The sequence below is a fragment of the Pseudomonas sp. WS 5079 genome (assembly GCF_012985465.1).
Taxonomy (GTDB): Bacteria; Pseudomonadota; Gammaproteobacteria; order Pseudomonadales; family Pseudomonadaceae; genus Aquipseudomonas.
On the sequence record NZ_JAAQWN010000003.1, the window covers coordinates 237847 to 257090 of the forward strand.

At 61.5% G+C, this 19244-nt stretch carries 18 protein-coding genes; 15 read left to right on the forward strand and 3 right to left on the reverse strand.

Annotated elements, in window-relative coordinates; translation table 11 throughout:
- Positions 1-63: 63 nt before the first annotated feature.
- Complete coding sequence (locus HBO05_RS09830) at positions 64-1074, forward strand: class 1 fructose-bisphosphatase (RefSeq protein ID WP_057437154.1); 1011 nt, start codon at positions 64-66, stop codon at positions 1072-1074.
- Positions 1075-1123: 49 nt separating this feature from the next.
- Here HBO05_RS09830 and HBO05_RS09835 read toward each other — a convergent pair whose 3' ends face one another.
- Positions 1124-1447, reverse strand: a complete 324-nt coding sequence (locus HBO05_RS09835; RefSeq protein WP_169955655.1) for a type II toxin-antitoxin system RelE/ParE family toxin — start codon at positions 1445-1447, stop codon at positions 1124-1126.
- Positions 1444-1716: a type II toxin-antitoxin system Phd/YefM family antitoxin gene (locus HBO05_RS09840; protein ID WP_169955656.1), complete on the reverse strand. Its 273-nt coding sequence runs from the start codon at positions 1714-1716 to the stop codon at positions 1444-1446. The genes HBO05_RS09835 and HBO05_RS09840 overlap by 4 nt, the downstream gene beginning before the upstream one ends.
- A gap of 235 nt (positions 1717-1951) precedes the next feature.
- Between HBO05_RS09840 and HBO05_RS09845 the strand changes: the two genes are divergently transcribed.
- The gene (locus HBO05_RS09845; protein WP_038445326.1) at positions 1952-2206 is read left to right on the forward strand and encodes a lipoprotein; all 255 of its coding nucleotides are present in this window, start codon (positions 1952-1954) and stop codon (positions 2204-2206) included.
- A 30-nt stretch (positions 2207-2236) separates the two neighbouring features.
- Entirely contained in the window at positions 2237-2806 is a 570-nt protein-coding gene (locus tag HBO05_RS09850) for a lipocalin family protein (protein ID WP_032862264.1), read from the forward strand.
- A 206-nt stretch (positions 2807-3012) separates the two neighbouring features.
- On the opposite strand, the gene HBO05_RS09855 is transcribed toward HBO05_RS09850, so the two are convergent.
- Positions 3013-4377, reverse strand: coding sequence for a formimidoylglutamate deiminase (locus HBO05_RS09855; RefSeq protein WP_170042370.1), 1365 nt, complete (start codon positions 4375-4377; stop codon positions 3013-3015).
- 78 nt (positions 4378-4455) lie between these two features.
- Here HBO05_RS09855 and hutC point away from each other — a divergent pair, with 78 nt between their 5' ends.
- From hutC to hutG, 12 genes are all read left to right on the forward strand, one after another.
- Positions 4456-5235 (forward strand): histidine utilization repressor, encoded by a 780-nt coding sequence (gene hutC / locus HBO05_RS09860; RefSeq protein ID WP_169955658.1) that lies wholly within the window; start codon positions 4456-4458, stop codon positions 5233-5235.
- On the forward strand, positions 5232-5792 hold the full coding sequence (locus tag HBO05_RS09865) for a HutD family protein (protein WP_170058145.1): 561 nt from the start codon (positions 5232-5234) through the stop codon (positions 5790-5792). Before hutC ends, HBO05_RS09865 begins: the two co-directional genes overlap by 4 nt.
- 392 nt (positions 5793-6184) lie before the next feature.
- Positions 6185-7870 carry a urocanate hydratase gene (gene hutU / locus HBO05_RS09870; RefSeq protein WP_170058144.1) on the forward strand — a complete coding sequence of 562 codons (1686 nt, stop codon included), beginning with the start codon at positions 6185-6187 and terminating at the stop codon, positions 7868-7870.
- Positions 7871-8045: 175 nt separating this feature from the next.
- A complete protein-coding gene (locus HBO05_RS09875) occupies positions 8046-9515 on the forward strand; it encodes a cytosine permease (protein ID WP_169955661.1) in 1470 nt (489 codons plus the stop codon).
- A 68-nt stretch (positions 9516-9583) separates the two neighbouring features.
- Positions 9584-10552: an ABC transporter substrate-binding protein gene (locus HBO05_RS09880; protein WP_169955662.1), complete on the forward strand. Its 969-nt coding sequence runs from the start codon at positions 9584-9586 to the stop codon at positions 10550-10552.
- A 71-nt stretch (positions 10553-10623) separates the two neighbouring features.
- Positions 10624-11475: a proline/glycine betaine ABC transporter permease gene (locus tag HBO05_RS09885; RefSeq protein ID WP_076961686.1), complete on the forward strand. Its 852-nt coding sequence runs from the start codon at positions 10624-10626 to the stop codon at positions 11473-11475.
- Positions 11472-12296: a glycine betaine/L-proline ABC transporter ATP-binding protein gene (locus tag HBO05_RS09890; protein ID WP_169955663.1), complete on the forward strand. Its 825-nt coding sequence runs from the start codon at positions 11472-11474 to the stop codon at positions 12294-12296. Before HBO05_RS09885 ends, HBO05_RS09890 begins: the two co-directional genes overlap by 4 nt.
- A gap of 142 nt (positions 12297-12438) precedes the next feature.
- The gene (hutH, locus tag HBO05_RS09895) at positions 12439-13962 is read left to right on the forward strand and encodes a histidine ammonia-lyase (protein ID WP_169955664.1); all 1524 of its coding nucleotides are present in this window, start codon (positions 12439-12441) and stop codon (positions 13960-13962) included.
- Positions 13963-13981: 19 nt separating this feature from the next.
- Positions 13982-15520: a histidine ammonia-lyase gene (gene hutH, locus HBO05_RS09900; RefSeq protein WP_169955665.1), complete on the forward strand. Its 1539-nt coding sequence runs from the start codon at positions 13982-13984 to the stop codon at positions 15518-15520.
- A gap of 110 nt (positions 15521-15630) precedes the next feature.
- Positions 15631-17040 carry an amino acid permease gene (locus HBO05_RS09905; RefSeq protein WP_169955666.1) on the forward strand — a complete coding sequence of 470 codons (1410 nt, stop codon included), beginning with the start codon at positions 15631-15633 and terminating at the stop codon, positions 17038-17040.
- A 15-nt stretch (positions 17041-17055) separates the two neighbouring features.
- A complete protein-coding gene (gene hutI / locus HBO05_RS09910) occupies positions 17056-18261 on the forward strand; it encodes an imidazolonepropionase (protein ID WP_172312498.1) in 1206 nt (401 codons plus the stop codon).
- A 29-nt stretch (positions 18262-18290) separates the two neighbouring features.
- Entirely contained in the window at positions 18291-19091 is an 801-nt protein-coding gene (gene hutG, locus HBO05_RS09915; protein WP_172312500.1) for an N-formylglutamate deformylase, read from the forward strand.
- Positions 19092-19244 lie beyond the last annotated feature (153 nt).

Below are 19244 nucleotides of genomic sequence, written 5' to 3' on the forward strand. Positions count from 1 at the left end.
AATGCGCCCCGACTCGCGCTAAACTGCGCGGGTTTTTAGCCCCCCCATTCTCCGGAGCCGTCCATGTCCCGCGTTACCCTGAGTCGCTATTTGATTGAGCAGACCCGCAGCAACAACACCCCTGCCGATCTGCGCTTCCTGATCGAAGTGGTGGCGCGTGCTTGCAAGGAAATCAGCCACGCCGTGTCCAAGGGCGCGCTGGGCGGCGTCCTGGGCAGCATGGGCACTGAAAACGTGCAAGGCGAAGTGCAGAAGAAACTCGACGTGATTTCCAACGAAATCCTGCTCGAAGCCAACGAATGGGGCGGTCACCTGGCCGGCATGGCGTCCGAAGAAATGGACAATGCCTACCAGATCCCGGGCAAATACCCTAAAGGCGCGTACCTGCTGGTATTCGACCCACTGGACGGCTCGTCGAACATCGACATCAACGCGCCAGTCGGCACCATCTTCTCGGTGCTGCGTTGCCCTAACGAATACCTGAGCCAGAACGAAGCGCTGAACGAAAAGGCCTTCCTGCAGCCAGGCACCGAACAGGTTGCTGCCGGCTATGCGATCTACGGCCCGCAGACCATGCTGGTGCTGACCCTGGGTGATGGCGTCAAGGGCTTTACCCTGGACCGCGAAATGGGCAGCTTTGTGCTGACCCACGAAGACATCTCCATTCCTGCCTCGACCCAGGAATTTGCGATCAACATGTCCAACCAGCGCCACTGGGAAGAACCGGTCAAGCGCTACGTCAACGAGCTGATGGAAGGCGAAGAAGGCCCGCTGAAGAAAAACTTCAACATGCGCTGGGTGGCCGCGATGGTTGCCGACGTACACCGCATCCTGACCCGTGGCGGTCTGTTCATGTACCCACGCGACAGCCGTGAGCCGTCCAAGCCGGGCAAACTGCGCCTGATGTACGAAGCCAACCCGATGTCGTTCCTGGTTGAGCAGGCGGGCGGTGCCTCGACTGACGGCCACCAGCGCATCCTCGACATCCAGCCTGAAGGCCTGCACCAGCGTGTGGCGGTGTTCCTGGGGTCCAAGGAAGAAGTGGCGCGTGTGACCGGTTACCACAAGGCCTAAGGTCTTGCGCTAAAGAAGCCCCGAAATGCTTTCAGTGTTTCGGGGCTTTTTATTGGGTCAGATTTTTGAACAGCAGTGCCTGCAAATTCTTGCGAGTGTCGGCAATGATGTGGATGTAGAGGACCTGGCCGCGGATTTCGTAGATGATCCGGTTCATTCCGCTGATAATCTGGCGGTACTGGGTCAGGTTCAACTGCTCGATTTCTTCCGGCATCGAGCCTGTAAACGGTTGGGTTTCCAGGCGACGTAAAGCCTGTTTAAGCGACTCGTAGGTCTGTTGCCAGGTTGATGTAGAGAACTGTCGTGTAAGGTAGGACTTGATTTCTTTCAGATCTTTTTTTGCAGATTGAAGAATAACAACTCGATAAGTCATTGAGCTTCGTCCTGATCCAGTTCAGCGAACACGTCCTCCATATCCTCAAACTGGCCCAGCTCAATCTGTCGGTTGCCCAGTGCTAAAAGCTTCAACAGCGCCATGGTTTCTGCTTGTTCTTCAAAGCTCTTCACATCCATTACGACTAGCTTGGCCTCACCGTTTTGGGTGATGACCAGCGGCTCACGGCTTTCTGTGAGGTTTTTGACGATCTCTGCGGTATGGCTTTTGAGGTAACTGATCGGCTTTATCTGAGATGAGAATTTCATGACATGACCCCTCTGCTCGAAATTGGGACTGATTTTAGTCTTTATTCAGTCATCAGGGGGCTGAAGTCTCATCGTGATCGACGAAAGGCGGCGCTTTACTCCTCTGAAAATTTGTCGAAAAAGGCCACCTCGCAGAAAAAAGAAATACCACCCCCCTCCGGGAACCAGACCCCCCTTTTCCCTTCTAAGCTTCTGGCAGACCCCCACTGCTGCGTGTCCCTCCAGGAGCTCTACCATGTCGTTACGCCGTCTCGCCCTCTTGTGCTTTTGCGTGCTGTTGGCCGCTTGCAGCAAGGTCACCCAGGAAAATTACCAGAAGCTCTCGGCTGGCATGGCCAAGGCTGAAGTGGAGTCGTTGCTGGGCAAGCCCACCGATTGTTCTGGCGCACTGGGCATGTCCAGTTGCACCTGGGGCGATAAAAACAGCTTTATCAGCGTGCAGTACGCCGGTGACAAAGTTCTGATGTTTTCCGGGCAAGGCCTGAAGTAAACCGGGGCGCAAGCCTGCGGGAGAAGAAGAATGATGCGTTTCGTTTTATACCTTTGCGCCAGCCTGTTTTTGGCAGGCTGCGCCAGCCATTCTGGCGATGATCTGCAACCCAAGACTGTCGGCAGCGTCAACCTCAAGCGTTACCAGGGCACCTGGTACGAACTGGCCCGCTTGCCCATGTATTTCCAGCGCAACTGCGCGCAATCCGAGGCCCGCTACTCCCTGTTGCCCGATGGCGACATGTCAGTGTTCAACCGTTGCCTGACCACCGAGTGGAAGTGGGAAGAAGCCAAGGGCACGGCCACGCCGCAGGTACCGGGCAAGACCGACAAGCTGTGGGTCGAATTCAATAACTGGTTCACCGCGTTGCTACCGGGCGTGGCCAAGGGCGATTACTGGGTGTTGTATGTCAGCGATGACTACAAGACCGCCATCGTCGGCAGCCCGAGCCGGCGTTATATGTGGCTGCTGTCACGCACGCCGACCGTCAGCGCCGACACCCGTGAAGACCTGCTGAGCCGGGCGCGCCAGCAGGGTTACGACACCACACGGTTGATCTGGCGTACGTCGGACAAACAGATGGCCAAGACCTCGCAGTAACCCGAAACAAGGTCGAGCAAAGAAGGGCGGGCATGCCATAAAGCCCGCTCTTTTTTTTGCTGGTTTTTTGCAAAACCAGAAGGGCATCACACTACCCAATGTGGGAGCTGGCTTGCCTGCGATGGCGGCGGGCCAGTCGATGACGATTTCGACTGACACACGGCTATCGCGGGCAAGCCCGCTCCCACAGGGGTTATGTGTTGTTCTTAAGACAGTAGGTCTCTGAGGACTTGCGTGAAGGCCCGGCTGCTCTCTTCCTCGCCCGCATGATGCCCATCGCGCACCACCCACTGGCCGTTGACCAGCACATCGCGCACCTGCCGATCCCCTCCGGCAAACAACCAGCGATTAAGAATGCCATCCTCATGGGCCGTCGCCAGGTACGGATCATTGCCATCGAGCACCAGCCAGTCCGCACGCTTGCCGACTTCCAGGCGGCCAATCGGTTGCCCCAGCGCCTGCGCGCCGCCGTCCAGGGCTGCGTCATACAGGGTGCGGCCGACCATCGGTTGATCGCTGCGATACAGCCGGTTGCGCCGCTGGTCGCGCAGGCGCTGGCCGTATTCCAGCCAGCGCAGTTCTTCGACCACGCTCAAGGACACATGGCTGTCCGACCCAATCCCCATGCGCCCACCCTGGGCCAGGAAGTCCACCGCCGGGAAGATCCCGTCGCCCAGGTTGGCCTCGGTGGTCAGGCACAACCCGGCGATCGCCCGGCTGTTGGCCATCAATGTCACTTCGTCGGGGTTGGCGTGGGTGGCGTGCACCAGGCACCAGCGCTGGTCGACGTGCACATTGTCATACAGCCATTGCAGCGGGCGCTTGCCGCTCCAGGCCAGGCAGTCATCGACTTCCTTTTGCTGCTCGGCGATGTGGATGTGCACCGGGCAGGCCTGGTCGCTGGCGGCCAGCACTGCGCTGATCTGTTGCGGCGTTACCGCGCGCAATGAGTGGAAACACAGGCCCAGTTGCTGGGCCGGTTGTGCCGCCAGGATCGGTTGCAGGCGCGCTTGCAGCTCCAGATAGTTATCGGTGCTGTTGATAAAGCGGCGTTGGCCGTCGTTCGGCGCCTGGCCGCCAAAGCCCGAGTGGCTGTAGAGCACTGGCAGCAAGGTCAGGCCGATCCCGCTGCTGGCCGCGGCCAGGCTGATCTGGCGCGACAGTTCGGTGGGGTCGCTGTAGGGCTGGCCGCTGATATCGTGGTGCACATAGTGGAACTCGGCGACCGAGGTGTAGCCGGCCTTGAGCATCTCGATATACAGCTGGCGCGCGATGACCTGCAATTGCTCGGGGCTGATCTGGCCGACCATGCGGTACATCAGGTCGCGCCAGGTCCAGAAGCTGTCATTGGGGTTGCCGGCGACTTCCGCCAGCCCCGCCATGGCCCGTTGAAACGCATGGGAGTGCAGGTTCGGCATGCCCGGCAACACTGGGCCTCTCAGCCGTTCGGCGCCGTCTGCGCTGGCATTGGCCGTCACGTTAGTCAGCAGGCCATCGGCGCTGACTTCAAGGCGTACATCAGTGGCCCATCCATTAGGCAGCAGCGCGCGTTCGGCAAAGAAAGCGGACATGATCAAGGCACCCCGGTCGTGTGTTTATTTGTATATACATATACAGACGTTTGCCTGCTCGGTAAACTCCGGCAATCTATGCATCTTTTCCTCCTGCAAGGATTCCCCGTGCCGACTCCGCCCGCCAAGTCCCCGCTGGCTGCCCACATGGACGAAAGTCCGGCGCCCTTGTATGCCCGCGTCAAGCAGATGATCAGCCAGCAGATTCTCAACGGCAACTGGCCGCCGCACTATCGTGTGCCGTCGGAAAGCGAGTTGGTCAACCAGTTGGGCTTTAGCCGCATGACCATCAACCGCGCCCTGCGGGAGCTGACCGCCGAAGGCTTGCTGGTGCGCATGCAAGGCGTCGGCACCTTCGTTGCTGAGCCCAAGAGCCAGTCGGCGCTGTTCGAGGTGCATAACATCGCCGATGAGATCGCCTCCCGCGGCCATCGCCACACCTGCAAGGTGATTACCCTGGGCGAGGAGGCTGCTGGTTCCGAGCGCGCCGTGGCCCTGGAAATGCGTGAAGGCGGGCGGGTGTTCCACTCGCTGATCGTGCACTACGAAAACGATATCCCGGTGCAAATCGAAGACCGTTTCGTCAACGCCCTGGTCGCCCCCCAGTACCTGCAACAGGATTTCACCCAGCAAACCCCCTACGCCTATCTCAACCAGGTGGCGCCGCTGACCGAGGGTGAGCATGTGGTGGAAGCGATCCTGGCCGACCCGCAGGAATGCAAGCTGCTGCAGATCGAGGCCGGCGAGCCGTGCCTGCTGATTCGCCGGCGCACCTGGTCCGGGCGCCAGCCGGTGACCGCTGCGCGGCTGATCCACCCAGGTTCCCGGCATAGCCTCGAAGGACGTTTCAGCAAATGAGTGCAGTCAAGGTCTGGCGCGCCGCCGATTACGTACGCATGCCGTGGAAAAACGGCGGTGGCAGCACCGAAGAAATCACCCGTGATGCAGGCTTGGGCCTCGATGGTTTTGGCTGGCGCCTGTCAATTGCCGACATCGGCGAGTCGGGTGGTTTTTCCACGTTTGCCGGGTATCAGCGGATCATCACCGTGATCCAGGGTGCCGGCATGGTGCTGACGGTGGACGGCGAAGAGCAGCGCGGCCTGCTGCCTCTGCAACCGTTTGCCTTCAAAGGTGAAAGCCAGGTGGCGTGCCGCCTGATCACCGGGCCGATTCGCGACTTCAACCTGATCTATTCGCCCCAGCGTTACCACGCACGTTTGCAATGGGTGGACGGGGTGCAGCAGTTTTTCAGTACCGCGCACACCGTGCTGGTGTTCAGTGTGGCCGATGAGGTGAAGGTGCTGGGCGAAGTGCTGGGCCATCATGATTGTTTGCAGGTGGACGGTAACAGTGGCTTGCTGGATATCAGCGTGACAGGCCGCTGCTGCCTGATCGAACTGACCGCACGCGATTAAACATGTGGGAGCTGGCTTGCCTGCGATTGCGGTGTGTCAGACAAATGGCTATCGCAGGTAAGCCAGCTCCCACATGGGTTATGTATAGGCTGCACAATCTGTTTCCAGTCCTGCACCAAGTTGTTACCGAATGCCCCAGCATGGCGCAATACCCTGCTTTTGTAACAACTCCCCAACTGTCCAAACCAGTGCTTTAAGAAATTTCATCAAGCCTCGAAGCCTTGATTTCCGAGGCCTGCACGCCCACCACAAAAAAATCTTAAGCTCTCCCTCATCAAGTTGGCCGCTCGATTGCATATGCTTGTATGTACAAGTAAAGGTGTGTGCATAAGAGTCGCTAAACATCCTCTTCGCACCATCGTGTTCGCGCATCGATTGCTGAGGAGTTTTTTGTGACTGACTTTTCCCAGAACAAGCCTACCAAGTACCGCGACGTTGAAATCCGCGCCGCCCGTGGCAACACGCTCACCGCCAAAAGCTGGCTGACTGAAGCGCCGCTGCGCATGCTGATGAACAACCTCGACCCGCAAGTGGCCGAGAACCCCAAAGAGTTGGTGGTGTACGGCGGTATCGGCCGTGCGGCGCGTAACTGGGAGTGCTACGACCAGATCGTCGAAAGCCTGACCAACCTGAACGACGACGAAACCCTGCTGGTGCAATCGGGCAAGCCGGTCGGCGTGTTCAAGACCCACAGCAATGCCCCGCGTGTGTTGATCGCCAACTCCAACCTGGTGCCGCACTGGGCCAGTTGGGAGCATTTCAACGAACTGGATGCCAAGGGCCTGGCCATGTACGGCCAGATGACCGCCGGCAGCTGGATCTACATCGGCAGCCAGGGCATCGTTCAGGGCACCTACGAAACCTTCGTCGAGGCCGGTCGCCAGCATTACGATTCAAACCTCAAGGGCCGTTGGGTGCTCACTGCCGGCCTCGGCGGCATGGGCGGCGCCCAGCCTCTGGCCGCGACCCTGGCCGGCGCGTGCTCGCTGAACATTGAATGCCAGCAGGTCAGTATCGATTTCCGCTTGAACAGCCGTTATGTCGACGAACAAGCCCGCGACCTCGACGACGCCCTGGCGCGCATCGCCAAGTACACCAAGGAAGGCAAGGCCATCTCCATCGCCCTGCTGGGCAACGCTGCCGAAATCCTCCCGGAACTGGTCAAGCGCGGCGTGCGCCCGGACATGGTCACTGACCAGACCAGCGCCCACGACCCACTCAATGGCTACCTGCCCGCCGGTTGGACCTGGGACCAATACCGCGCCCGCGCCAAGACCGAACCGGCCGCCGTGATCAAGGCCGCCAAGCAGTCGATGGCCGTACACGTCAAGGCGATGCTGGACTTCCAGAAAATGGGCGTACCGACCTTCGACTACGGCAACAACATCCGTCAGATGGCGCAGGAAGAAGGCGTGGAAAACGCATTCGACTTCCCAGGCTTTGTACCGGCCTACATCCGCCCGCTGTTCTGCCGTGGCATCGGCCCGTTCCGCTGGGCGGCACTGTCGGGCGACCCGCAGGACATCTACAAAACCGACGCCAAAGTCAAAGAACTGATCGCCGACGATGCCCACCTGCACAACTGGCTGGACATGGCGCGCGAGCGCATCAGCTTCCAGGGCCTGCCGGCGCGCATCTGCTGGGTTGGCCTGGGCCAGCGCGCCAAGCTCGGCCTGGCATTCAACGAAATGGTGCGCAGCGGCGAGTTGTCGGCACCGGTGGTGATCGGCCGTGACCACCTGGACTCCGGCTCGGTATCAAGCCCCAACCGCGAAACCGAATCCATGCAGGACGGTTCCGACGCCGTGTCCGACTGGCCACTGCTCAACGCCCTGCTCAACACCGCCAGCGGTGCGACCTGGGTTTCGCTGCACCACGGCGGTGGCGTGGGCATGGGCTTCTCCCAGCACTCCGGCATGGTCATCGTCTGCGACGGTACCGACGAAGCCGCCGAGCGCATTGCCCGCGTGCTGCATAACGACCCGGCCACCGGGGTGATGCGTCATGCCGATGCGGGTTACCAGATCGCTATCGATTGCGCCAAGGAGCAGGGCCTGAACCTGCCAATGATCAAGTAACGCCTGGCTCGGTTCCTGTGGGAGCTGGCTTGCCTGCGATGCGGGCGACTGGGTCTGTCAGGCAGATCACAGTGATGCAATCGCAGACAAGCCAGCTCCCACATTTGACCTGCTGTGTATTTGAAACATGTTTGAGCCGCACCACCGAAAACAATCCATTAGAGGTTGAATACCCATGGCTGCAAAAGACGCGCGTGCAAGCTCCACCCCGTTGATCGAAAGGCGTTCGATCGACTACATCCCGGAAGCGGAAAGACACGGTCGTCTATTGAGCCAGTTCACCCTGTGGATGGGTGCCAACCTGCAAATCACCGCGATTGTCACCGGGGCCCTGGCCGTGGTGCTGGGCGGGGATGTGTTCTGGTCGTTGATCGGTCTGTTGGTCGGTCAACTGCTGGGCGGCGGCGTGATGGCGTTGCATGCGGCGCAAGGGCCCAGGCTTGGCCTGCCGCAGATGATTTCCAGCCGGGTGCAGTTCGGTGTGTATGGCGCAGCCATCCCGATTGTGCTGGTGTGCTTGATGTACCTCGGTTTCACCGCCACCGGGACCGTGCTGTCCGGCCAGGCGCTGGGCCAGTTGTTTGGGGTCAGCGACAGTGTTGGCATTCTGATTTTCGCCAGTGTCATCGTGCTGGTCACGGTGCTCGGTTACCGGGTGATCCATTTCATCGGCCGTGTCGCCAGCGTCATTGGCGTGATTGCCTTTGTGTACCTGTTCAGCCGCCTGATGAGCCAGACCGACGTTGGCGCACTCCTGCAAATCCGTCACTTCAGCTGGAGCAGCTTCCTACTCGCGGTATCGCTCGCGGCCTCCTGGCAGATCGCCTTCGGGCCCTATGTGGCGGACTATTCCCGCTACCTGCCGCGCAACACGTCCTCGGTGAAAACCTTCCTGGCCGCAGGCGCCGGCTCGGTCATTGGCGCACAGGTGGCGATGATCCTCGGTGTGTTTGCCGCTGCGATGTCCAACGGCAAATTTGCCGGTAACGAAGTGGCCTACATCGTGGGCCTGGGCGGCACGGGGGCTACGGCGGCACTGCTGTATTTCAGCATCGCGTTCGGCAAAGTCACCATTTCCACGCTGAACTCCTACGGCAGCTTCATGTGCATTGCGACCATCGTCAGCGGTTTTCGCGGGCGCATGGAGGTGTCGCGCATGCAGCGCCTGGTTTTCGTGCTGGCCATCGTCGGTGCGGCGACTCTGATCGCGTTGCTCGGGCAGCACTCGTTCCTCAGTGCGTTCAAGTCCTTCATCCTGTTTTTGCTGGCGTTCTTTACGCCCTGGAGCGCGATCAACCTGGTGGACTACTACTGCATCACCCGCGATCGCTATGACGTGCCGGCGCTGGCCGATCCAAATGGTCGCTACGGCCGCTGGAACCCGCTGGGGATCAGCGTCTATGTGTTCGGGGTGCTGGTGCAGTTGCCGTTCATCGCCACCAAGTTCTACACCGGTCCCCTGGTGGCCAGCCTGGGGGGTGTGGATATTTCCTGGATCATCGGCCTGGTACTGCCCGCCGCCCTGTATTACCTGTGTGCGAAAAAATGGCACGGTGCGATTCCTGAGCGGCTGATCCTGCCGGTAGAGCAGGGCGCTGCACCCCAAGTTACCCCTAAAAACAACGGGCTGAGTGCACAAGCCTGATGGGACGTGGACAAGGCAGGATGCCTTTTGACTGCCGTAATCCATTTCATGATTGGGAGCGTCACATAATGAGAATGCATAAGACCCTGCTGACCCCATTGCTCGCCGCCGGCCTGCTGGCCAGCGCTGGCGCCACCCAGGCGGCCGGCTGGTGCGAGTCGGGCAAGCCGGTGAAGTTCGCCGGCCTGAACTGGGAAAGCGGCATGTTGCTGACTGACGTCCTGCAAGTGGTCCTGGAAAAAGGCTACGACTGTAAAACCGATAGCCTGCCGGGCAATTCCATCACCATGGAAAACGCCCTGGGCAGTAACGATATCCAGATCTTCGCCGAAGAGTGGGTTGGCCGCAGTGAAGTGTGGAAAAAGGCCGAGAAGGCCGGCAAGGTCGTGGGTGTCGGTGCGCCCGTGGTCGGCGCGGTTGAAGGCTGGTACGTGCCGCGCTACGTGATCGAAGGCGACGCCAAGCGCAAGCTCGAAGCCAAGGCCCCGGACCTGAAAAGCATCGCCGACCTGGCCAAGTATTCCGCAGTGTTCAAGGACCAGGAAGAGCCCGCCAAAGGCCGTTTCTACAACTGCCCGGCCGGCTGGACCTGCGAGCTGGACAACAGCGAAATGCTCAAGAGCTACGGCCTGGAAAATTCCTACACCAACTTCCGCCCAGGCACCGGCCCGGCGCTGGATGCAGCGGTGCTGTCGAGCTACAAGCGTGGCGAACCGATCCTGTTCTACTACTGGTCGCCGACGCCACTGATGGGCCAGGTGGACCTGGTCAAGCTCGACGAAAAACCCGGCGTGGATAAAAGCGTGACCATCAAGGTCGGCCTGTCCAAGACGTTCCACGAGCAGGCCCCGGAACTGGTGGCGGTGCTGGAGAAGGTCAACCTGCCGATCGACCTGCTCAACCAGAACCTGGCGCGCATGAGCAAAGAGCGGATTGATTCGTCGAAGCTGGCGAAGATTTTCCTCAAGGAGCACCCGGAGGTCTGGCACGCCTGGGTCAGTGAAGACGCAGCCAAGAAAATAGACGCGGCCTTGTAGGCACAGTGCTCCCGGCTACCCTGAACAGGCAGCCGGACACCGGCCACACTCCACTGGATCGAGAGCACGTTATGTTTCCTGAGAGTTTTACGTTTTCCATCGCCGACTGGGTCAACGGTTGGGTCGATGGGTTGGTGACCAACTACGGCGATGTGTTCCGGCAGATTTCCGACACCTTGCTGTGGGCTATCGTCAACCTGGAAGGCCTGCTGCGCGCGGCGCCCTGGTGGCTGATGCTGGCGATAGTCGGCGGCGTTGCCTGGCACGCCACCCGCAAGGTGCTGACCACGGCGGTGATCGTCGGCCTGCTGTTCCTGGTGGGCGCGGTCGGCCTGTGGGACAAGCTGATGCAAACCCTGGCGCTGATGATGGTGGCCACGGTGATCTCGGTGCTGATCGGCATTCCCCTGGGCATCCTCTCGGCGCGCAGCAATCGCCTGCGCTCGGTGCTGATGCCGCTGCTGGATATCATGCAGACCATGCCCAGCTTCGTGTACCTGATCCCGGTATTGATGCTGTTTGGCCTGGGCAAGGTGCCGGCGATTTTCGCCACGGTGATCTACGCCGCGCCGCCATTGATTCGCCTGACCGACCTGGGCATTCGCCAGGTGGATCGGGAAGTGATGGAAGCCATCAATGCCTTTGGCGCCAACCGCTGGCAGCAGCTGTTTGGCGTGCAACTGCCGCTGGCCCTGCCGAGCATCATGGCCGGGATCAACCAGACCACCATGATGGCCCTGTCGATGGTGGTGATCGCCTCGATGATCGGCGCCCGTGGTTTGGGTGAAGACGTACTGGTGGGCATCCAGACCCTTAACGTCGGGCGCGGCCTGGAGGCTGGCCTGGCGATTGTGATTCTCGCAGTGGTCATCGACCGCATTACCCAGGCCTATGGTCGTCCACGGCATGAGGCGAGCAAATGACTATTGTCAGCAAGATCGAAGTTAAAAACGTATTCAAGATTTTCGGCGCCCGTGACAAGGAAGCCCTGGCGCTGATTGGCCAGGGCCAGACCAAGGACCAGGTGCTGGCGCAGACCGGTTGCGTGGTGGGGGTCAATGACCTGTCCCTGAGCATCGGCACCGGCGAGATCTTTGTGATCATGGGCCTGTCGGGTTCCGGTAAGTCCACCCTGGTGCGCCACTTCAACCGCCTGATCGACCCCACCAGCGGCGCGATCCTGGTGGACGGCGAAGACATTCTGCAACTGGATATGGACGCCTTGCGCCAGTTCCGTCGGCACAAGATCAGCATGGTGTTCCAGAGCTTCGGCCTGCTGCCGCACAAGAGCGTGCTGGACAACGTGGCCTATGGCCTGAAAGTGCGCGGCGAAACCAAGCAAGTGTGCACCGAGCGTGCCTTGCACTGGATCGCAACCGTGGGTTTGAAGGGGTATGAAAACAAATACCCGCACCAGTTGTCGGGCGGCATGCGCCAACGGGTGGGCCTGGCCCGGGCCCTGGCGGCTGACACCGACATCATCCTGATGGACGAAGCGTTCAGTGCCCTCGACCCGCTGATCCGCGCCGAGATGCAGGACCAGTTGCTGGAACTGCAAAAGACCCTGCACAAGACCATCGTGTTTATCACCCACGACCTGGACGAGGCCGTGCGCATCGGCAATCGCATCGCGATCCTCAAGGACGGCAAGCTGATCCAGGTCGGCACGCCCCGGGAGATCTTGCATTCGCCGGCCGATGAGTACGTGGACCGGTTTGTTCAGCGGCGGGCGGCGGTGGTCTGAGCCGAGCCTTGTGGTGAATTGGCAGGCCTCATCGCAGGCAAGCCAGCTCCCACATTTGAATGCATTCACAAATCAAAATGTGGGAGCGGGCTTGCCCGCGATGAGGCCGGCAAGGCCGCAAAAAATTCCAGAAGGTATGAAGATGTCCCAGGCTAAAAAAATCGTCATCGCCGACACCCCCCTGCACTGGCAGGACGTGGTCGCTGTCGCGCGCTTCGGCGCCGAGCTTGCGCTGTCGGGCCAGGCCTGGGCGCGCATCGACAATGCCCAGTCCATCGTGCAGCGCATCGTCACCGGCGGCGAGCGCGCCTATGGTGTCAACACCGGCCTGGGCGCGTTGTGCAATGTGTCGCTCAAGGGCGAGCAACTGAGCCAGCTGTCGCGCAATACCTTGCTCAGCCACGCCTGCGGTGTCGGTGCACCGCTTACCGATGAGCAGACTCGCGCCATCATCTGCGCCGCCATCCTCAACTACAGCCAGGGCAAGTCCGGCCTGCATCCGCAGGTGGTGCATTCGCTGCTGGCGCTGCTCAACCATGGCATTACCCCGCAGGTGCCGTCCCAGGGTTCGGTGGGCTACCTGACCCACATGGCCCATATCGGCATTGCCTTGCTGGGTGTGGGAAATGTCAGCTATCGCGGCCAGATCGTTACCGCCCAGGCCGCCTTGGCCGCCGAAGGCCTGCAGCCGGTGGTGCTCGGCGCCAAGGACGGCCTGTGCCTGGTCAATGGCACGCCGTGCATGAGTGGCCTGAGCTGCCTGGCCCTGGCCGATGCCCACCATTTGCTGCAATGGGCCGATGTGATCGGTGCCATGAGCTTTGAAGCGCAGCGCGGGCAGATCGATGCGTTCGACGAGCAGATCATTGCCCTCAAGCCACACCCTGGCATGCAGCAGGTCGGCAGCAACCTGCGGGCTTTGCTCGCGGGCAGCGAGGTGATTGCCGCCAGCCGGGGCATTCGTACCCAGGACGCGCTGAGCATCCGTTCGATCCCCCAGGTCCACGGCGCCGCCCGCGATCAACTGGAGCACGCCACCCGCCAGATTGAAACCGAACTCAACGGCGCCACCGACAACCCGTTACTGCTCGGCACGCCAGACAACTACCGCGTGGTGTCCCAGGCCAACCCCCACGGGCAGTCCGTGGCACTGGCGGCGGATATGCTGGCCATCGCCATGGCGGAAATCGGTTCCATCGCCGAGCGCCGCCTGGACCGCCTGATCAACCCTCACGTCAGCGGTTTGCCGGCGTTCCTGGTGAGCAACCCGGGGGTCAACTCGGGGATGATGATCGTGCAGTACGTCGCCGCTTCCCTCTGTGGGCAGAATCGTCAACTGGCGCAGCCGGCGGTGCTCGACAATTTCGTCACCTCGGGCCTGCAGGAAGACCACCTGAGCATGGGCACCAACGCTGCGCTCAAGCTGCATTCGGTGCTGGCAAACGTCACCCAGATCCTCGCCATCGAATACCTGCTGGCGGCCCAGGCCTTTGAGTTCCTCAAGCACCAAGGCTTCGGCGCCGGCACCCACGTGGCTTGGCGCCTGCTGCGCGAGCACGTCCCGGCCTATGAGCAGGACCGCTGGTTGGCACCGGATATCGCGACCACCGCAAAGCTGCTCAACACCCCTGATTTGCTGAACCACGTTTTACCGAATTTGCACTGAACCCTATTTCAAAAGGAGCATGAATGTGACTGCGCTAAATCTGATTCCAGGCCAACTGACCCTTGCCCAACTGCGGGCCATCTACCAGCAGCCGGTAACCCTCAGCCTGGATGACAGCGCCTCGGCGCAGATCGAAGCCAGTGTGGCCTGTGTCGAGCAGATTCTCGCCGAGAACCGCACCGCCTACGGCATCAACACCGGTTTCGGCCTGCTGGCCTCGACCCGTATCGCCAGCGAAGACCTGGAAAACCTCCAGCGTTCCCTGGTGTTGTCCCACGCGGCCGGCGTTGGCGAGCCGATCAGCGATGCGCTGGTGCGTTTGGTGATGGTGCTCAAGGTCAACAGCCTGAGCCGGGGTTTTTCCGGGATTCGCCGCCAGGTAATCGATGCGCTGATCGCCCTGATCAACGCCGAGGTCTACCCGCATATCCCGCTCAAGGGCTCGGTCGGTGCTTCCGGAGACTTGGCGCCGCTGGCCCATATGTCCCTGGTGCTGCTGGGCGAAGGCAAGGCCCGTTACAAAGGCGAGTGGCTGGAGGCGACCGAAGCGCTGAAAGTCGCCGGCCTTGTGCCCCTGACCCTGGCCGCCAAGGAAGGCCTGGCGCTGCTCAACGGCACCCAGGTCTCCACCGCTTACGCCTTGCGCGGTTTGTTTGAAGGCGAAGATCTGTTCGCCGCTGCTATCGCCTGTGGCGGCCTGACCGTGGAAGCGGTGCTGGGCTCGCGCTCGCCGTTCGACGCGCGCATTCATGCGGCCCGTGGCCAGCGTGGGCAGATTGACTCGGCCGCCGCTTATCGCGACCTGCTCGGCGACAGCAGCCAGGTGTCCCAGTCCCACCAGAACTGCGACAAGGTGCAAGACCCGTACTCCCTGCGTTGCCAGCCGCAAGTCATGGGCGCCTGCCTGACCCAGTTCCGCCAGGCGGCAGAGGTGTTGGTGGTCGAAGCCAACGCCGTATCCGATAACCCGCTGGTGTTCGCCGCCGAAGGCGATGTGATTTCCGGCGGTAACTTCCACGCCGAACCGGTGGCGATGGCCGCCGACAACATGGCCCTGGCCATCGCTGAAATCGGCTCCCTGAGCGAGCGCCGCATCTCGCTGATGATGGACAAGCACATGTCGCAATTGCCGCCGTTCCTGGTGGGCAATGGCGGGGTCAACTCCGGCTTCATGATCGCCCAGGTGACGGCGGCGGCGTTGGCCAGCGAGAACAAGGCGTTGTCCCATCCCCATAGCGTCGACAGCCTGCCGACGTCGGCCAACCAGGAGGACCACGTGTCGATGGCGCCGGCTGCCGGCAAGCGCCTGTGGGAAATGGCCGAAAACACCCGTGGGGTTCTCGCAGTGGAATGGCTGGCCGCCTGCCAGGGCCTGGACCTGCGCGATGGCCTGAAAACCTCACCCAAGCTGGAAAAGGCCCGTGGGATCCTGCGCGCCAAAGTGGGCTTCTACGACAAGGACCGCTTCTTCGCCCCGGACATCAACGCTGCCAGCGAGCTGTTGGCCAGCCGCTGCCTGAACGAATTGGTGCCGGCCAAGCTGCTGCCAAGTCTCTAAGCACCACCCCGATCCCGTGTGGGAGCTGTCTCGCCAAGGCTCGACAGCTCCCACAGGTGATCGCCCATAGGTTCGGATTCTCTCTGGATAACAATAATTAGGGACGAGAAATGCACCAGCAAGCACAAGGTCTCAAACGCGGGCTGACCGCCCGCCATATTCGCTTCATGGCACTGGGGTCGGCGATCGGCACCGGGCTGTTCTACGGCTCCGCCTCGGCCATCCAGATGGCTGGCCCGGCGGTGTTGCTGGCCTACCTGATCGGTGGCGCTGCCGTGTTCATGGTGATGCGCGCCCTCGGAGAAATGGCCGTGCACAATCCGGTGTCCGGTTCGTTCGGCCAATACGCCAGCACTTACCTGGGCCCGATGGCCGGTTTTATTCTCGGCTGGACCTACGCCTTCGAGATGATCATCGTCTGCCTGGCAGACGTCACCGCCTTTGGCATCTACATGGGCTTCTGGTTTCCCGAAGTCGCACGCTGGGTCTGGGTGCTCGGCATCGTCCTGCTGATCGGCGGGCTGAACCTGTGCAACGTCAAGGTATTTGGCGAAATGGAGTTCTGGCTGTCACTGCTCAAGGTCGGCGCGATTGTCGCAATGATCCTCGGCGGGTTCGGCATCATGCTGTTCGGCGTGCATTCGGCCGGCGAAGCCCCGGCCACCGGGTTGAGCAACCTCTGGGCCCATGGTGGCTTCATGCCCAATGGCGTGGGCGGGCTGATCGCCTCGTTTGCGGTGGTGATGTTTGCCTTTGGCGGCATCGAAATCATCGGCATCACCGCCGGTGAAGCCAAGGACCCGCAGCGGGTGATCCCCAAGGCGATCAACGCGGTGCCGCTGCGCATCCTGCTGTTCTACGTGCTGACCCTGTTTGTGCTGATGGCCATCTACCCATGGCCGCAGATCGGCAGCCAGGGCAGCCCATTCGTGCAGATCTTCAGCAACCTGGGGATTGGCTCGGCGGCGACCATCCTCAATATCGTGGTGATCTCGGCGGCCGTCTCGGCCATCAACAGTGACATCTTCGGCGCCGGCCGCATGATGTACGGCCTGGCCCAGCAAGGGCAGGCGCCCAAGGGCTTTGCGCAACTGTCGCGCCACGGTGTGCCATGGATGACCGTGGTGGTGATGGGCGCGGCGCTGCTGGGCGGTGTGGTGTTGAACTACCTGATCCCGGAAAACGTGTTCCTGGTGATTGCCTCGATTGCCACCTTCGCTACCGTGTGGGTATGGCTGATGATCCTGGTCACGCAGGTGGCAATGCGCCGCTCGATGACCCGGGAGCAGATCGCCGAACTGAAATTCCCGGTACCGTTCTGGCCCTATGCGCCGGCGGCGGCCATTGTGTTCATGCTGTTTATTTTTGGCGTGCTGGGCTACTTCCCGGACACCCAGGCCGCGCTGCTGGTAGGCGCCGTATGGATCGTGTTGCTGGTCCTCGCCTACCTGCTGTGGGTCAAGCCCGCAGCCGGGCAAGCGGCCAAGGTCAATTACGACCCGGCTTTGTCTCACCGATAACTTAGGGAGGCGTTGATGAAAACGCTTTGGCAACACTGCCACATCGCAACCATGGCCCGGGGCGAGTACTCGATCATCGAGGATGGCGCCATGGTCACGGCCGGTTCGCTGATCGAGTGGATCGGCCCCCGTGCCGAGCTGCCGCCTGGCGACTACGGGCAGACCCATGACTTGCAAGGGGCGTGGGTCACGCCGGGGCTGATCGACTGCCATACCCACACGGTATTTGGCGGCAACCGCAGCGGCGAATTCGAGCAGCGCCTGCAAGGCGTGAGCTACGCCGAGATCGCGGTGGCCGGCGGCGGTATCGCCAGCACCGTGCGCGCCACTCGCGCAGCGAGCGAAGACGAGCTGTTCGACAGCAGCCGCAAGCGCCTGCGCAGTTTGCTGCGTGACGGCGTGACCACGGTAGAGATCAAGTCCGGCTACGGCCTGGACCTGGCCAACGAACGCAAGATGCTGCGGGTGGCCCGGCGCCTGGGGCAGGAGTTGCCGGTCAGCGTACGCGCCACGTGCCTGGCGGCCCATGCGTTGCCGCCGGAGTACAAGGATCGCGCCGACGACTACATCGAGCACATCTGCAACGAGATGCTGCCGGCCCTGGCGGCAGAAGGGTTGGTGGATGCGGTGGATGCGTTCTGTGAATACCTGGCGTTTTCCACCGAGCAGGTAGAGCGCGTGTTCAAAGTCGCGCAGCGCTTGGGCTTGCCGGTAAAACTGCATGCCGAGCAACTGTCGTCGCTGCACGGCTCCAGCCTGGCGGCGCGGTATCAGGCGCTGTCGGCGGACCACCTGGAGTTCATGACCGAAGAAGACGCCATCGCCATGGCCGCTGCCGGCACCGTCGCCGTGTTGCTGCCGGGGGCGTTCTACTTTTTGCGCGAAACCCAGTTGCCGCCGATGGATGCCTTGCGCAAGCACGGGGTGAAGATCGCCATCGCCAGCGACCTCAACCCCGGCACCTCGCCGGCCTTGTCCGTGCGGCTGATGCTGAACATGGCCTGCACCCTGTTTCGTATGACCCCGGAAGAAGCCCTGGCCGGCGCCACCCGACATGCCGCCACGGCACTGGGCATGGGCGACACCCACGGCTCGCTGGAAGTGGGCAAGGTCGCGGATTTTGTCGCCTGGCAGATCGATCGCCCCGCCGACCTGGCCTACTGGCTGGGCGGCGAGCTGGATAAACGCGTCGTGCGCCATGGCGTCGACGTCGATGTGTAAGGCTGCCTTTGTGAGTAAGGAGTACTGCTGTGGATAAGGTTCTGAACTTCAAACAAGGCCGTGTGCCGCTGCTGATCAGCATGCCCCATGCCGGCCTGCATCTGACGCCTGCGGTTGCAGCGGGCCTGATCCCCGAGGCGCAAAGCCTGCCGGATACCGACTGGCATATCCCCACGCTGTACGACTTTGCCCAGGAACTGGGGGCCAGCACCCTGGCGGCCGAGTATTCGCGGTTTGTCATCGACCTGAACCGGCCGTCTGACGATAAGCCGTTGTATGTCGGCGCGACCACCGGCCTGTTTCCCGCGACGCTGTTTGATGGCGTGCCGTTGTTTATCGAAGGCAAGGAGCCGTCGAAGGCGGAGCGGGCGACCTACCTGGAGCAGATCTGGACGCCTTATCACCAGACCCTGCAACAGGAACTGGCACGGCTCAAGGCTGAATTTGGCTACGCGTTGCTGTTCGACGCCCACTCGATCCGCTCGGTGATCCCCCACCTGTTCGACGGCAAGTTGCCGGACTTCAACCTCGGCACCTTCAATGGCGCCGCCTGCGACCCCGAGTTGGCCAGCCAGCTGCAAGCCATCTGTGCGGCGCATCCGCAGTACAGCCATGTGCTGAACGGGCGCTTCAAGGGCGGGCATATCACCCGGCACTACGGCAACCCGGCGCAGGATATTCATGCGGTGCAGCTGGAGTTGGGGCAGTGCACGTATATGGAGGAGTTTGAGCCGTTCAGGTATCGGCAGGATCTGGCCGAACCGACGCGGGTGGTGTTGAGGCAGTTGCTGCAAGGGCTATTGGCCTGGGGCCAGAAGCACTACACCTGAGGCAACGAAGATCAAACGGTGGGAGCGGGCTTGCCCGCGACGGCGGTCTGTCAGTTCACGAATATGTCGACTGATACGCCGCTATCGCGAGCAAATCCGCTCCCACACGTGGTTGCGTGAACCTTCCTGGCTGATCGCTGACCCAGGTCCAGG